We start from the raw sequence: 13,939 nt of genomic DNA, 5'->3' as shown, positions 1-13,939 counted from the left end.
ACGCGCCGGGCGGACGCACCACGCACGCGCACCGGCGCTCGTGAACCGGGCATCCCACCCGAACCGACCCCTCCCTGCCCGTAATTCGGACTTCACCTCTCCGTCGGGTACCTCACACGGGGTGCCTCACACTGCGTGTCACACGGGCGCGATGTCCGGCGCGCCCAACCGCGCCGCGTCCGCCGTCAGATCGTCCGGCTGGAGCTGCGACTCGCGCTCGGCCTCGACGCGCTTCTCGTAGTACTCCACCTCGCGGTCGATCTGGTCGGCGTCCCAGCCCAGGACCGTGGCCATCAGATCCGCGACCTCGCGCGCGCTGCGCACACCGCGGTCGAACGTCTCGATCGAGATCCGGGTGCGGCGCGTGAGGACGTCGCCGATGTGCCGTGCGCTCTCGTGCGTGCACGCGTAGACGATCTCCGCCTTGAGGTAGTCGTCAGCAGCGGGCAGCGGCTCGCCCAGCTTCGGGTCCTCGGCGACGAGTTCGAGCAACTCCTCCGTCAACGTGCCGTAGCGGTTGAGGAGATGCTCCACCCGCGCCACGTGCAGGCCGGTACGGGCGGCCAGTTGGGCCCGGCTGTTCCACAGCGCGTGGTAGCCCTCGGCGCCGACGAGCGGCACCTCCTCGGTGACGCAGTCCGCGACCCGTCGGTCCAGGCCGTGCACCGCCTCGTCCACCGCGTCCTTCGCCATCACGCGGTATGTCGTGTACTTGCCGCCCGCGACGACGACCATCCCCGGCACCGGATGCGCGACGGTGTGCTCACGCGACAGCTTGCTCGTCGCCTCCGACTCGCCGGCCAGCAGCGGACGCAACCCCGCGTACACGCCCTCCACGTCGTTGCGCGTGAGCGGCACCGCGAGCACCGAGTTGACGTGGTCCAGCAGATAGTCGATGTCGGCGCTCGACGCGGCCGGATGCCGCTTGTCCAGATCCCAGCTGGTGTCGGTCGTGCCGATGATCCAGTGCCGGCCCCACGGGATGACGAACAGCACGCTCTTCTCGGTGCGCAGGATCAGCCCGGTCGTCGAGTTGATCCGGTCCTTCGGCACGACCAGGTGGATGCCCTTCGAGGCCTTCACGTGGAACTGCCCGCGCTCAGCGATCAGCCCCTGTGTGTCGTCCGTCCACACGCCGGTGGAGTTGACGACCTGCCGGGCGCGCACCTCGTACTCGCCGCCCAGCTCCAGGTCCTTCACTCGCGCCCCGACGACGCGCTCGCCCTCACGGAGGAAGCCCACGACCCGCGCCCGGTTCGCGGCGTGCGCCCCGTAGGCGGCGGCGGTGCGGACCACGGTGGCCACATAGCGCGCGTCGTCCATCTGCGCGTCGTAGTACTGCAGCGCGCCGACCAGCGCGTCCTTCCTCAACGCGGGTGCCACGCGCAGGGCGTGACGCCGGGTGAGATGCCGGTGCCTGGGAAGGCCGCGCCCGTGCCCTGACGAGATCGACATGATGTCGTACATGGCCACGCCCGAACCGGCGTAGAGCCGCTCCCACGCCTTGTGCTGCAGTGGGTAGAGGAACGGCACCGGCTTCACCAGGTGCGGCGCGATCCGCTGGAGCAGCAGCCCGCGCTCCTTGAGCGCCTCTCTCACGAGGGCGAAGTCCAGCATCTCCAGATAGCGCAGCCCACCGTGGATCAGCTTGCTGGAGCGGCTGGAGGTGCCGGACGCCCAGTCGTTCGCCTCGACGATTCCGGTGGACAGGCCGCGCGTCGCGGCGTCCAGCGCGGTACCGGCGCCGACGATGCCACCACCGACGACCAGCACGTCGAGTTCGTGCTCGGACATCTGCGCCAGCGCCCTGACACGCTGCTCCGGTCCCAGTGTCGCCGTCCTCACCGCTGCCTCCCGTGGGTCGTGCGTCCGTCGGTGGTGCTTGTGGTGTTCGAAAGAACGTAGGCAGTGTTCCCCTGCCGATGGTCCTCCAATTCCCTGACTTCGTCCGCGTTGCGGGCGCCGCAGAGCGGGTAATCCCAGATATCCGTCATATTGCCGATTAACTTGCTATAGCGCCGCGCAGCACGGGACCGGGCAGTTCGACGCGATCTTCCGGGGCCCTCCCCCGGAACGGCACGCACGGGGCCTCGCCACCCCAGCGAGGGAAGCAAGGGGAAGGATGTCCGCAGCAATGTCCGCAGATCTCGCCGTTCTCGGACTCGGCCATTCGGGTCTTCCGGTCGCACAGGCCGCCGTCGCCGCGGGGATCGAGACCATCGGCTACGACGCGGACGAGGAGACCGTCGCCGGCCTCAACGCGGGCAGGCCGCCCGCCGACGGAACCATCACCGCGGCCGGCCTCCGCCGCATGATCTCCCGCGGCTTCCGCGCCACCACCGATCCCGAGGTACTGAGCCACGTCCGTACGGCCCTGATCTGCGCTCCGACCTCGCTGGGGCCCGACCGCGCACTCAACCTGGACGCGGTGCGCGCCACCGCTCACACTCTCGCCTCTCAGCTGCGCCCCCGCACGACCGTCGTGCTCGAGTCCGCGGTGTACCCGGGCGGTACGGAAGAAATCCTCAAGCCGCTGCTCGAGGAGGGCTCCGGCCTGCGCGCCGGCCGTGACTTCCATCTCGCCTACTCCCCCGCCCGCCTCGACCCGGGCAGCCGGCGCTACGGATACGCCAACACCCCCAAGGTCATCGGCGGTCTGACCCCGGCCTGCACGGAGCGGGCCGCCGCCTTCTACGGGCAGCTGGCCGCCAAGGTCGTACGGGCACGCGGGCCGCGCGAGGCGGAGACGGTGAAGCTGCTGGAGACCAACTTCCGCCAGGTCAACATCGCCCTCGTGAACGAGATGGCGGTCTTCTGCCACGACATCGGCGTCGACCTTTGGGACGTCATCCGCTGCGCCGAGACCAAGCCGTTCGGCTTCCAGGCCTTCCGGCCGGGGCCCGGCGTCGGCGGCCACAGCGTCTCCATCGACCCCAACTACCTTGCGTACCGCAGCCGTTCGCTGGGCTATCCGCTGCGCATGGTGGAACTCGCGCAGGAGGTCAACGGGCGCATGCCGCGGTACGTGTGCCAGCGGGCCGCCGAACTCCTCAACGAGCACGGCAAGTCGGCCCGCGGGGCCCGCGTACTGCTGCTCGGCGTCACCTACAAGCCCGATCTGCCCGACCAGGAGGGCGCCCCCGCACGGGAAGTGGCGCTCAAGCTCAAGCAACTCGGTGCGCAGCTGAGCTTCCACGACCCGTACGTCATGGAGTGGCAGGTCGCGGACCAGCCGGTGCCGCGTGCCGACTCCCTCTACGAGGCCGCCGCCGACGCCGACCTCACAGTGCTGCTCCAGCACCACCGCAGATACGACCTGCAGGGGCTGGCCGCGAAGGCCCAACTGCTCTTCGACACAAGGGGAGCCAGCCCCACGGGCGCCGCCCACCGCCTGTGACGACCGGCGGCCTCCGCCGCCGCACGCGCCGAACCGCCCAACGCGTCAGTGCCCACGGGAGAACGTGAGTCTCACCAGTAGACGCCGACGAGCCGGCGGCATCGCGAGGGAAGGGCGAAGGGGCACGAAAGCCGTGGACGCGAGACGGGCGGGAGGGGCGGGACGCGCAGGGAGCCATGTCCGGACACTCATCGGGGTCTCCCCGGCGAAACGAGGGGAAGTGACTTGTGGCCGACACGGAGCGCACGAACCCGTTCCGTGAAGTCGGCCGCAAATCATGCCGTCCGGACTGACCCCGGAGCGGCACGCCCCCGCCACGACCCACGCACCCGAGGCGAACCCCGTCGGCTGCGCCCCGCGAGGTCTAGCAGGTGACCGTGACCTCGACGCGCTGGAACTCCTTCAGCTCCGAGTAGCCGGTCGTCGCCATCGCACGGCGCAGCGCCCCGAAGAAGTTCATCGAGCCGTCCGGGGTGTGCGAGGGGCCGAGCAGGATCTCCTCCGTCGTACCGACCGCACCCAGGTCCATGCGCTTGCCGCGCGGCACGTCCTCGTGCACGGCTTCCATGCCCCAGTGGTGGCCGCGGCCGGGCGCGTCCGTGGCCCGGGCCAGCGGCGAGCCCACCATGACGGCGTCCGAGCCGCAGGCGACGGCCTTGGGCAGGTCGCCGGACCAGCCGACGCCCCCGTCCGCGATGACGTGGACGTACCGGCCGCCCGACTCGTCGAGGTAGTCGCGGCGCGCGGCGGCGACATCGGCCACGGCGGTCGCCATCGGCACCTGGATGCCCAGCACGTTCCGCGTGGTGTGCGCGGCGCCGCCGCCGAAGCCGACCAGCACACCGGCCGCGCCCGTACGCATCAGATGCAGCGCCGCCGTGTACGTGGCACAACCGCCCACGATGACGGGCACGTCCAACTCGTAGATGAACTGCTTGAGGTTGAGCGGCTCGGCAGCGCCGGAGACGTGCTCCGCGGAGACGGTGGTGCCGCGGATGACGAACAGGTCGACGCCCGCGTCCACAACTGCCTTCGAGAACTGCGCCGTACGCTGCGGCGAGAGCGCGGCGGCCGTCACCACGCCCGCGTCGCGCACCTCCTTGATCCGCTCACCGATCAGGTCCTCCTTGACCGGCTCCGAGTAGATCTCCTGCATGCGGCGGTTCGCCGTGCGCTCGTCCAGCTCCGCGATCTCGGCGAGCAGCGGCTCGGGGTCCTCGTAACGCGTCCAGAGCCCTTCGAGGTTGAGCACACCGAGCCCGCCCAGCTCACCGATGCGGATCGCGGTGGCCGGCGAGACGACGGAGTCCATCGGCGCGGCCATGAAAGGCAGTTCGAAGCGGTAGGCGTCGATCTGCCAGGCGATCGACACTTCTTTGGGGTCGCGCGTGCGGCGACTGGGCACCACAGCGATGTCGTCGAAGGCGTACGCCCGGCGTCCGCGCTTGCCGCGTCCGATCTCGATCTCAGTCACCTGTGGAGCCCTTCTCGCCGTGCTGTGCTGTGCCGCTCCAGTATCACCGACACGCCGCGCCCGGAAGCCCGGTGGGTGGCGGGCGCTCAGCGGCGTGAATAGTTGGGTGCCTCGGTCGTCATCTGCACATCGTGCGGGTGGCTCTCCTTGAGCCCCGCCGAGGTGATGCGCACGAACCGGCCGCGCTCCTTCATCTCCGGAACGCTGCGCCCGCCGACGTAGAACATCGACTGCTTGAGCCCACCGACCAGTTGGTGCACCACGGCGCCCAACGGACCCCGGTAGGGCACCTGTCCCTCGACGCCCTCCGGGATGAGCTTGTCGTCGCCGCCGACGTCCTCCTGGAAGTACCGGTCCTTCGAATACGACTTCTGCTCGCCGCGCGACTGCATCGCGCCCAGCGAGCCCATACCCCGGTAGGACTTGAACTGCTTGCCGTTGATGAACAGCAGCTCACCCGGCGACTCCTCGCAGCCCGCGAGAAGCGAGCCGAGCATCACCGTGTCGGCACCCGCGACCAGGGCCTTGGCGATGTCGCCGCTGTACTGCAGGCCGCCGTCGCCGATGACGGGAACTCCCGCCTCCTGCGCGGCGAGCGACGCCTCGTGGATCGCGGTGACCTGCGGGACCCCGATGCCCGCTACGACGCGCGTCGTACAGATGGAGCCCGGCCCGACACCGACCTTGATGCCGTCGGCGCCGGCGTCGATGAGCGTCTGCGCACCGTCGCGCGTGGCGACGTTGCCGCCGACCACGTCGACCGGCGAATTCGACTTGATCTTGGCGACCATGTCGCCGACGAGCCGCGAGTGACCGTGCGCCGTGTCCACAACGACGAAGTCCACGCCCGCCTCGATGAGGGCCTGCGACCGCTCGTACGCGTCTCCCGCGACGCCCACGGCCGCACCCACGACGAGCCGGCCCTCGGGGTCCTTCGCGGCCAGCGGGTACTGCTCCGCCTTCACGAAGTCCTTGACGGTGATGAGCCCCTTGATCACGCCCGCGTCGTCGACCAGCGGCAGCTTCTCGATCTTGTGACGGCGCAGCAGCTCCATCGCGTCGTTCCGCGAGATCCCGACCTTGCCGGTGACCAGCGGCATCGGCGTCATCAGCTCACGCACGGGCCGGTCACGGTCGGACTCGAAGGCCATGTCGCGGTTGGTGACGATGCCGAGCAGCTTGCCCGCGTCGTCGGTGACGGGCACGCCGCTGATGCGGAAGCGGCCGCACAGCACGTCGGCGTCGCCGAGCGTTGCGTCGGGGCGGATCGTGATCGGGTCGGTGACCATGCCCGACTCGGAGCGCTTGACCCTGTCGACCTGGGCGGCCTGGTCCTCGATCGAGAGATTGCGGTGGAGCACGCCGACGCCGCCCTGACGGGCCATGGCGATGGCCATCCGGGACTCGGTGACCTTGTCCATCGCGGCCGACAGCAGCGGTACGTTCACGCGCACGTTGCGGGAGATCCGCGAGCCGGTGTCGATGTCTCCGGGAGCCATGTCCGACTCTCCGGGCAGCAGCAGCACGTCGTCGAACGTCAGGCCGAGCATGGCGAATTTCGCGGGCACTCCGGCCTCGGTTCCGACTCCGTCGTTCGCTGTCATGACACCTTCCAATGCTTGCCCAGGGTGAAAGTCCATGCTAAACGGCTCGGACCTACTGCTCGGCCAGTGCCCTCAGCCGGCTCAGCGCCCTGTGCTGTGCGACACGCACCGCGCCCGGTGACATCCCGAGCATCTCCCCGGTCTCCTCGGCGGTGAGCCCGACCGCGACGCGCAGCAGCACGAGTTCGCGCAGATGCTGCGGCAGATTCGCGAGCAGCTTCTTGGCCCACGCGGCGTCGCTGCTGAGCAGCGCGCGCTCCTCCGGGCCGAGCGAGTCGTCGGGCTGCTCGGGCATCTCGTCGGAGGGCACCGCCGTCTGACCGGGGCCGCGCATGGCGGCCCGCTGCAGATCGGCGACCTTGTGCTGGGCGATGGCCACGACGAAGGCTTCGAAGGGCTTCCCGGTGTCGCGGTAACGCGGCAGCGCGCAGAGCACCGCGATGCAGACCTCCTGTGCGAGGTCGTCCACGAAGTGCCGTGCGTCGCCCGGCAGTCGGGACAGCCGCCTACGGCAGTACCGCAGGGCCAGGGGATGCACGTGGGCGAGGAGATCGTGCGTCGCCTGCTTGTCGCCTTCCCTGGCGCGTCGTACGAGTGCGCTCACGACCGCGTTGTCGTCAGACCCCTCGTTGCGCATCGGTCCATGGTGCACCTGAGCGCCACGATCCGTCGCACCGCGTCCATGGTTGTGCACCGAAGCGTTATGAGCAGGGGTGCTGACCTTCATCTCCCACGCCCTCCCCTCACGCCTGACCGACCGGTCCCCGAGGAACTCCATACAACAAGCATGCGGCACGCGCGGGATTCCTGGGCCTCATACGCCGCCCCGCCCTTCCCCCCGGGCCGGCCCCGCGCATCGCGCGTGGCGCAACTTCGCAGGCGGGGACGGGCGGGCAATGGGCGAACGTGAGCTATCTATCGGACGAGACCCCAGCGGAATCCGAGGGCGACGGCGTGCGCCCGGTCCGAAGCACCGAGCTTCTTGAACAGACGTCGTGCGTGGGTCTTCACCGTGTCCTCGGAGAGGAACAGTTCGCGGCCGATCTCGGCGTTCGACCTGCCGTGGCTCATGCCCTCCAGCACCTGGATCTCGCGGGCAGTGAGGGTCGGAGCGGCACCCATCTCGGCCGAACGCAGCCTGCGCGGCGCGAGCCTCCACGTCGGGTCCGCGAGCGCCTGCGTGACCGTGGCGCGCAGCTCGGCGCGCGAGGCATCCTTGTGCAGATAGCCGCGAGCGCCGGCGGCCACGGCAAGCGCCACGCCGTCGAGGTCCTCGGCCACCGTCAGCATGATGATGCGGGCGCCGGGGTCGGCCGACAGAAGCCGCCGCACGGTCTCAACACCACCGAGGCCGGGCATGCGGACATCCATGAGGATGAGGTCGGACCGGTCGGCACCCCAGCGGCGGAGGACTTCCTCGCCGTTGGCTGCCGTCGTCACGCGCTCGACGCCGGGCACGGTCGCGACCGCGCGGCGGAGCGCCTCTCGGGCGAGCGGGGAATCGTCACAGACGAGGACGGATGTCATGACCGCCCTCCGCAGCTGATGCGCGTCACCTTGAGCCTCCAGGCTGTTACGAATCGTCACCTGTGCGGTTGACGCCCCTCGGACAACAGTGCCCAAGATCGTTCCGCCAACCGCCTCCGCACACTCAACGACGGTCACCCAAAAGAGTTACGGGTTTCGGCCACCGCCATCAGCACTCTACGTGATCGCGTGTACACAGTTCAGCCGCGTCGCGCTGAAGGGTTTCCCCGAGTGGCGTCTTTTGCCTTTTGCCCTATTTAGCAGACTCAGTTCTACTTATCGCTTTCTTTCGGCTAGGTTCGCAATGAGTCATATTTGTCTATAAATGGATGGAGCGAGAGCGAGCCCCACGTACGCCGACGAGAGGACACGCAATGGCCGACTTCTCCCGCCTGCCGGGCCCCAACGCCGATCTGTGGGACTGGCAGCTGCTCGCCGCCTGCCGCGGGGTCGACAGCTCTCTCTTCTTCCATCCCGAGGGCGAGCGCGGCGCCGCCCGCAGTGCACGTGAGGCGTCCGCCAAGGAGGTCTGCATGCGCTGCCCCGTCCGCTCGGAGTGCGCGGCTCATGCACTGGCCGTACGTGAGCCGTACGGGGTGTGGGGCGGCCTGACCGAGGACGAGCGCGAGGAGTTGATGGGCCGTGCCCGCAGCAGGCTCGTCGCCGTGCCGGACGCCCAGAATTGAGAAGAAACGTTTCTACTTGAGCCCGCACTCCGGGCCTCGGACCTTCCTCGCAGTGGCCACCGTCCCCTCCCGTTCCTCGCCCCGCCGCACAAGTTCACGGCCGGCACGGAAACCGCTCGTCCGCGGAGATTCACCCGCTTAGCCTGACGCTCATGAACTTGCTGTCCGTCAATCTCGCCAGGCCGCTGCACGCTCCCTCGTACACCGACGCACCGGGGAATCTGACGGGCATCGACAAGCGCCCCGTCTCCGGCCCCGTCGAAGTGGCCGCGCCCGGCCCGAAGGGCACCGGCGGCAGCGGCCTCGCGCAGGACACCATCGGCGACATGCGCCACCACGGCGGCGACGATCAGGCCGTGTACGCCTTCGCGCGCGAAGACCTCGACGACTGGGCCCACGAACTCGGCCGGGACCTCGACAACGGGTCGTTCGGCGAGAATCTGACCACCCTGGGGCTGGATGTGAACGGTGCCCGCATAGGCGAGCGCTGGCTCGTCGGGAGCCGGGTCGTGCTGGAGGTCAGCTCGGTGCGCATCCCCTGCCGTACGTTCGCGAGCTGGCTCGACGAACGCGGCTGGGTCAAGCGCTTCACGGACAGGGCGTTGCCCGGTGCCTATCTGCGGGTGGTCGAGCCGGGGCCGGTGAGCGGCGGGGACGGGATCCAGATCGTTCACCGTCCCGACCACGAGGTGACCGTGAGCTTCCTCTTCCGCGCGCTGACGCGGGAGCCGGACCTCCTGCCGCGCGTTCTGTCCGCGGGCGACGCGCTCCACCCGGAGGCCCGCCGCAAAGCCCTGCGGCGCAGGGCCGGTTGACACGCGGATAACGTGCCCCCATGACGACTGCGCTGATCACGGGAGCGACCTCCGGCCTCGGAGCTGCCTTCGCCCGACGGCTCGCACGGGACGGGCACCACCTCGTACTGGTCGCCCGCAACAAGGAACGTCTGTCGCAGGAGGCGACGCACCTCCACGACCTGCACGGCGTCGAAGCGTCCGTCCTCGCCGCGGACCTCTCCACCGACGAGGGGATCTCGGCCGTCGAGGACCGGCTGCGGGACCGGGACCACCCCGTGGATCTGCTGATCAACAACGCGGGCTTCGGCAACAAGGGCACGTTCCTGAACGTCCCCCTCGAGGACGAGCTCACGATGCTCAAGGTCCACTGCGAGGCGGTGCTGCGGCTCACCTCGGCGGGGGTGGAGCGCATGCGGGAACGGGGGCGCGGAGGCGTGGTCAACGTCGCGTCGGTCGCCGCGTTCGTGCCGCGCGGGACGTACGGGGCGAGCAAGGCGTGGGTCGTGCAGTTCTCCCAGGGCGCGGCGAAGGACCTGGCGGGCTCGGGTGTGCGGCTGATGGCGCTGTGCCCGGGGTTCGTGCGGACGGAGTTCCACGAGCGGGCCGGCATGGACGCCGGGAGCGTGCCGGGCTGGATGTGGCTGGAGGCTGATGCCGTGGTCGACGCGGCGATGAAGGACCTGGCCCGCGGCAGGAGCCTCTCCATCCCCGACGTCCGCTACAAGGCGCTCATGGGCGCGGCCCGGCTCCTGCCCAGGGAGCTGCTGTCGAAGGCGTCGACGACGACGGGCCGCAAGTTCGGGCCCCGCTGACTCGCGCGGGCAGGACGGCAGGACGCACGAAGGCCCGGCACCCCGCGACGGGGTACCGGGCTTCTGCGTGTGACCGGGTCAGTGGGCGTGGCCGTGACCGTGGCCCGCCGCTGCCGGCTCTTCCTCTTCCGGCTTCTCGACGACCAGCGTCTCGGTCGTGAGCATCAGCGACGCGATCGACGCCGCGTTCTCCAGCGCGGAGCGCGTGACCTTGACCGGGTCGATGACGCCGGCCTTGATCAGGTCGCCGTAGTCGCCGGTGGCCGCGTTGAAGCCCTGGTTGCGGTCGAGCTCGGAGACCTTCGAGGTGATGACGTAGCCCTCGAGGCCCGCGTTCTCGGCGATCCAGCGCAGCGGCTCCACCACGGCGCGGCGCACGACGGCGACACCGGTGGCCTCGTCGTCCGTCTTGCCGAGCGAGCCCTCCAGGACCTTCGCGGAGTGGACGAGGCTGGCGCCGCCGCCAGCGACGATGCCTTCCTCGACCGCCGCACGGGTCGCGGAGATCGCGTCCTCCAGGCGGTGCTTCTTCTCCTTGAGCTCGACCTCGGTCGCGGCACCGACGCGGATGACGCAGACGCCGCCGGCCAGCTTGGCCAGACGCTCCTGCAGCTTCTCGCGGTCCCAGTCGGAGTCCGTGGCCTCGATCTCGGCCTTGATCTGGCCGACGCGGGCCTGCACGTCCTCGCTCTTGCCGGCACCGTCGACGATCGTCGTGTCGTCCTTGGTGACGGTGACGCGGCGGGCGCTGCCCAGGACGTCCAGCCCGGCCTGGTCGAGCTTGAGGCCGACCTCCTCGGCGATGACGGTGGCGCCGGTGAGCGTCGCCATGTCGCCGAGCATCGCCTTGCGGCGGTCACCGAAGCCGGGCGCCTTGACGGCGACGGCGTTGAAGGTGCCGCGGATCTTGTTCACGACGAGGGTGGAGAGGGCCTCGCCCTCGACGTCCTCGGCGATGATCAGCAGCGGGCGGGAGCCGCCGGCCTGCATGATCTTCTCAAGCAGCGGCAGCAGGTCCTGGATGGACGCGATCTTGCCCTGGTGGATCAGGATGTACGGGTCGTCGAGGACGGCTTCCATACGCTCCTGGTCGGTGACCATGTACGGCGAGAGGTAGCCCTTGTCGAAGGCCATGCCCTCGGTGAAGTCGAGCTCCAGGCCGAAGGTCTGGGACTCCTCGACGGTGATGACGCCGTCCTTGCCGACCTTGTCCATCGCCTCGGCGATCAGCTCACCGACCTGCTTGTCCTGGGCGGACAGACCGGCGACGGAGGCGATGTCCTCCTTGGAGTCGATCGGGCGTGCGTTGGCGATCAGGTCGTCGGAGACGGCCTTGACCGCGGCGTCGATGCCCTTCTTCAGGGCGGCGGGCGAGGCGCCGGCGGCCACGTTGCGCAGGCCCTCGCGGACCAGGGCCTGCGCGAGCACGGTGGCGGTGGTGGTGCCGTCACCAGCGATGTCGTTGGTCTTGGTCGCCACCTCCTTCACCAGCTGGGCGCCGAGGTTCTCGTACGGGTCCTCGACCTCGACCTCACGGGCGATGGTGACGCCGTCGTTGGTGATGGTGGGCGCGCCGAACTTCTTGTCGATGACGACGTTGCGGCCCTTGGGGCCGATGGTCACCTTCACGGTGTCGGCCAGCTTGTCGACGCCGCGCTCGAGGGCGCGGCGCGCGTCCTCGTCGAACTTCAGGATCTTGGCCATGGGAGCTGTTGAGTCCTCTCAGACGAACCGCGCCCCGGCCCCGGTACATCTCGTATGCGATGCGGGAGGGACCGGGGCGCGGATCAGAAATGTCTTCCGGCTGCGGTGACTTACTTCTCGACGATCGCGAGAACGTCGCGAGCCGAGAGGACGAGGTACTCCTCGCCGCTGTACTTCACCTCGGTGCCGCCGTACTTGCTGTACAGAACGATGTCGCCGACGCTCACGTCGAGCGGCAGGCGGTTGCCGTCCTCGAAGCGTCCCGGGCCGACGGCCAGGACAGTGCCCTCCTGGGGCTTCTCCTTGGCGGTGTCCGGAATGACCAGGCCCGAGGCCGTGGTCTCTTCAGCGTCGAGCGGCTGGACCACGATGCGGTCCTCGAGCGGCTTGATGGCAACCTTGCTGGCGGTCGTCACGATCCGACCTCCCCCTTCGGAGATCTCATAACGGGGTCTTATGTCTGGGGTGGCGACCTGGCAGATCCGTCGTCGCGGGTGCCGGATCTTCCTGTCGCTGTGTCTGGCACTCGCCTTGGGAGAGTGCCAGGGCCGACATTATGCTGCGGTTAGCACTCCGTCAACCAGAGTGCCAGTCGCGCCGGTGCCGAACGCCCGCCCCCGGGGCGGACCCGTCACGGCCGAACGGGAGAATGCCGTGGTGGACCGTGAGGCGTTCGCCGCGTTGCTCGGCGATGAAGGACAGGCGCTGCTCGGCTCGTTGGAGCTCTACGAGCCCGACCGCGAGCTGAGCGTGGCGACGCGGCTGCGGCGCACGTACGCGCCGGAACTGGTGTCCGCGGCCCTCGGCCAGGCGCGGCTGCGGCAGCGGGCGGCGGCGAAGTTCGGCGCCGAGGACGCCGCACGCATGTACTTCACGCCCAACGGCCTGGAGCAGTCGACGCGGGCGAACGTCGCCACGCACCGGGCGGAGCGCTTCCTGCGGTCGGGCGTCGAGCGTCCGGCGGATCTGTGCTGCGGGATCGGCGGTGACGCGATCGCCCTGGCGCGCGCCGGTATGCACGTACTGGCCGTGGACCGCGACCCGTTGACGTGCGACGTCGTACGGGCGAACGCCGCGGCGCTCGGGCTCGGCGACCGCATCGAGGTCCGCTGCCAGGACGTCGCGGACGCCGACCTCTCGGGCCGCGACGCCGTGTTCGTGGATCCCGCGCGCCGGGGCGGAAAGGGCCGGATCTTCGACCCCGAGGCGTACTCCCCACCGCTGTCGTGGGCCGTCGAAGTGGCCCGGCGCTTCCGGCACTCGGCGCTGAAGGTGGCGCCGGGCATTCCGCACGAGATGGTTCCCGACGAAGCCGAGGCGGAGTGGATCTCGGACTCCGGGGACGTGAAGGAGGCCGTGCTCTGGTTCGGCATCTCGGACCCGGCGGAAAGTTCCCCCGTACGGGCGACGCTGCTGCCCGGCGGGCATTCACTCTCGTCGCGCGGTCTGCCCGATCCGCCGGTCGGCACCGTGGGCCGCTTCCTGTACGAGCCGGACGGCGCGGTCGTACGCGCGCATCTGGTGGCCGAAGTGGCGGCGGATCTCGGCGGGAGGCTCATCGACCCGACGATCGCCTATGTGACGTGCGACGAGGCACGCGCCACCCCGTACGCGACCGGCTACGGGATCACCGACGTGCTGCCCTTCCAGCTGAAGCGGCTGCGGGCGCTGCTGCGCGAGCGCGGGATCGGGGTGGCCACGATCAAGAAACGCGGCTCGGCCGTGGAACCGGCGGAGCTGCGCAAGAAGCTCAAGCTCGCAGGACCACGCGAATGCACGGTGTTCCTCACCCGGGTCGCGGGCGCACCGACGGTTCTGCTCGGGCAGCCACTCGGATCACCGGCCGCGGCATAGTCCCCGCGGCCGGGTCGCGAGAAGTCGTCGCGGCCCATGGGCCGTTGGCGGACGGCACCTCGAAGTGCGGGATGTCCAGGTGCT

12 protein-coding genes are annotated in these 13,939 nt (G+C 69.8%); 5 read left to right on the top strand and 7 right to left on the bottom strand.

Annotated elements, in window-relative coordinates; genetic code table 11:
* Nucleotides 1-138: 138 nt before the first annotated feature.
* On the bottom strand, nt 139-1,845 hold the full coding sequence (locus tag I004_RS0100610; protein ID WP_028433910.1) for a glycerol-3-phosphate dehydrogenase/oxidase: 1,707 nt from the start codon (nt 1,843-1,845) through the stop codon (nt 139-141).
* Nucleotides 1,846-2,134: 289 nt separating this feature from the next.
* On the opposite strand from I004_RS0100610, the gene I004_RS0100605 reads away from it, so the two are divergent.
* Nucleotides 2,135-3,397 (top strand): nucleotide sugar dehydrogenase, encoded by a 1,263-nt coding sequence (locus I004_RS0100605; protein ID WP_028433909.1) that lies wholly within the window; start codon nt 2,135-2,137, stop codon nt 3,395-3,397.
* 364 nt (nt 3,398-3,761) lie between these two features.
* Here I004_RS0100605 and I004_RS0100600 read toward each other — a convergent pair whose 3' ends face one another.
* The 4 genes from I004_RS0100600 to I004_RS0100585 all read right to left on the bottom strand — a co-directional run bounded on the left by I004_RS0100600 (nt 3,762) and on the right by I004_RS0100585 (nt 8,002).
* Nucleotides 3,762-4,871, bottom strand: a complete 1,110-nt coding sequence (locus I004_RS0100600; protein WP_028433908.1) for a GuaB3 family IMP dehydrogenase-related protein — start codon at nt 4,869-4,871, stop codon at nt 3,762-3,764.
* Nucleotides 4,872-4,957: 86 nt separating this feature from the next.
* Nucleotides 4,958-6,475, bottom strand: coding sequence for an IMP dehydrogenase (gene guaB / locus I004_RS0100595; RefSeq protein WP_028433907.1), 1,518 nt, complete (start codon nt 6,473-6,475; stop codon nt 4,958-4,960).
* Between the two features lie 52 nt (nt 6,476-6,527).
* Nucleotides 6,528-7,112, bottom strand: coding sequence for an RNA polymerase sigma factor ShbA (gene shbA, locus I004_RS0100590; protein WP_028433906.1), 585 nt, complete (start codon nt 7,110-7,112; stop codon nt 6,528-6,530).
* A gap of 278 nt (nt 7,113-7,390) precedes the next feature.
* Nucleotides 7,391-8,002 (bottom strand): response regulator transcription factor, encoded by a 612-nt coding sequence (locus I004_RS0100585; protein WP_003948568.1) that lies wholly within the window; start codon nt 8,000-8,002, stop codon nt 7,391-7,393.
* A gap of 374 nt (nt 8,003-8,376) precedes the next feature.
* Here I004_RS0100585 and I004_RS0100580 point away from each other — a divergent pair, with 374 nt between their 5' ends.
* From I004_RS0100580 to I004_RS0100570, 3 genes are all read left to right on the top strand, one after another.
* Nucleotides 8,377-8,688 (top strand): WhiB family transcriptional regulator, encoded by a 312-nt coding sequence (locus I004_RS0100580; RefSeq protein ID WP_028433905.1) that lies wholly within the window; start codon nt 8,377-8,379, stop codon nt 8,686-8,688.
* 152 nt (nt 8,689-8,840) lie between these two features.
* The gene (locus I004_RS0100575) at nt 8,841-9,503 is read left to right on the top strand and encodes an MOSC domain-containing protein (protein ID WP_028433904.1); all 663 of its coding nucleotides are present in this window, start codon (nt 8,841-8,843) and stop codon (nt 9,501-9,503) included.
* Between the two features lie 20 nt (nt 9,504-9,523).
* On the top strand, nt 9,524-10,297 hold the full coding sequence (locus I004_RS0100570; RefSeq protein ID WP_028433903.1) for an SDR family NAD(P)-dependent oxidoreductase: 774 nt from the start codon (nt 9,524-9,526) through the stop codon (nt 10,295-10,297).
* A gap of 78 nt (nt 10,298-10,375) precedes the next feature.
* Here I004_RS0100570 and groL read toward each other — a convergent pair whose 3' ends face one another.
* Nucleotides 10,376-12,001: a chaperonin GroEL gene (gene groL / locus I004_RS0100565; protein WP_028433902.1), complete on the bottom strand. Its 1,626-nt coding sequence runs from the start codon at nt 11,999-12,001 to the stop codon at nt 10,376-10,378.
* 110 nt (nt 12,002-12,111) lie between these two features.
* Entirely contained in the window at nt 12,112-12,420 is a 309-nt protein-coding gene (gene groES, locus I004_RS0100560) for a co-chaperone GroES (RefSeq protein ID WP_028433901.1), read from the bottom strand.
* Nucleotides 12,421-12,658: 238 nt separating this feature from the next.
* Here groES and I004_RS0100555 point away from each other — a divergent pair, with 238 nt between their 5' ends.
* Nucleotides 12,659-13,855 (top strand): class I SAM-dependent methyltransferase, encoded by a 1,197-nt coding sequence (locus I004_RS0100555; RefSeq protein ID WP_028433900.1) that lies wholly within the window; start codon nt 12,659-12,661, stop codon nt 13,853-13,855.
* The last annotated feature ends 84 nt before the right edge of the window (nt 13,856-13,939 follow it).

Source organism: Streptomyces sp. TAA486 (assembly GCF_000426165.1).
Note: the sequence above shows the minus strand (reverse complement) of the source record. Positions and strands in the feature narration are given on the sequence as shown.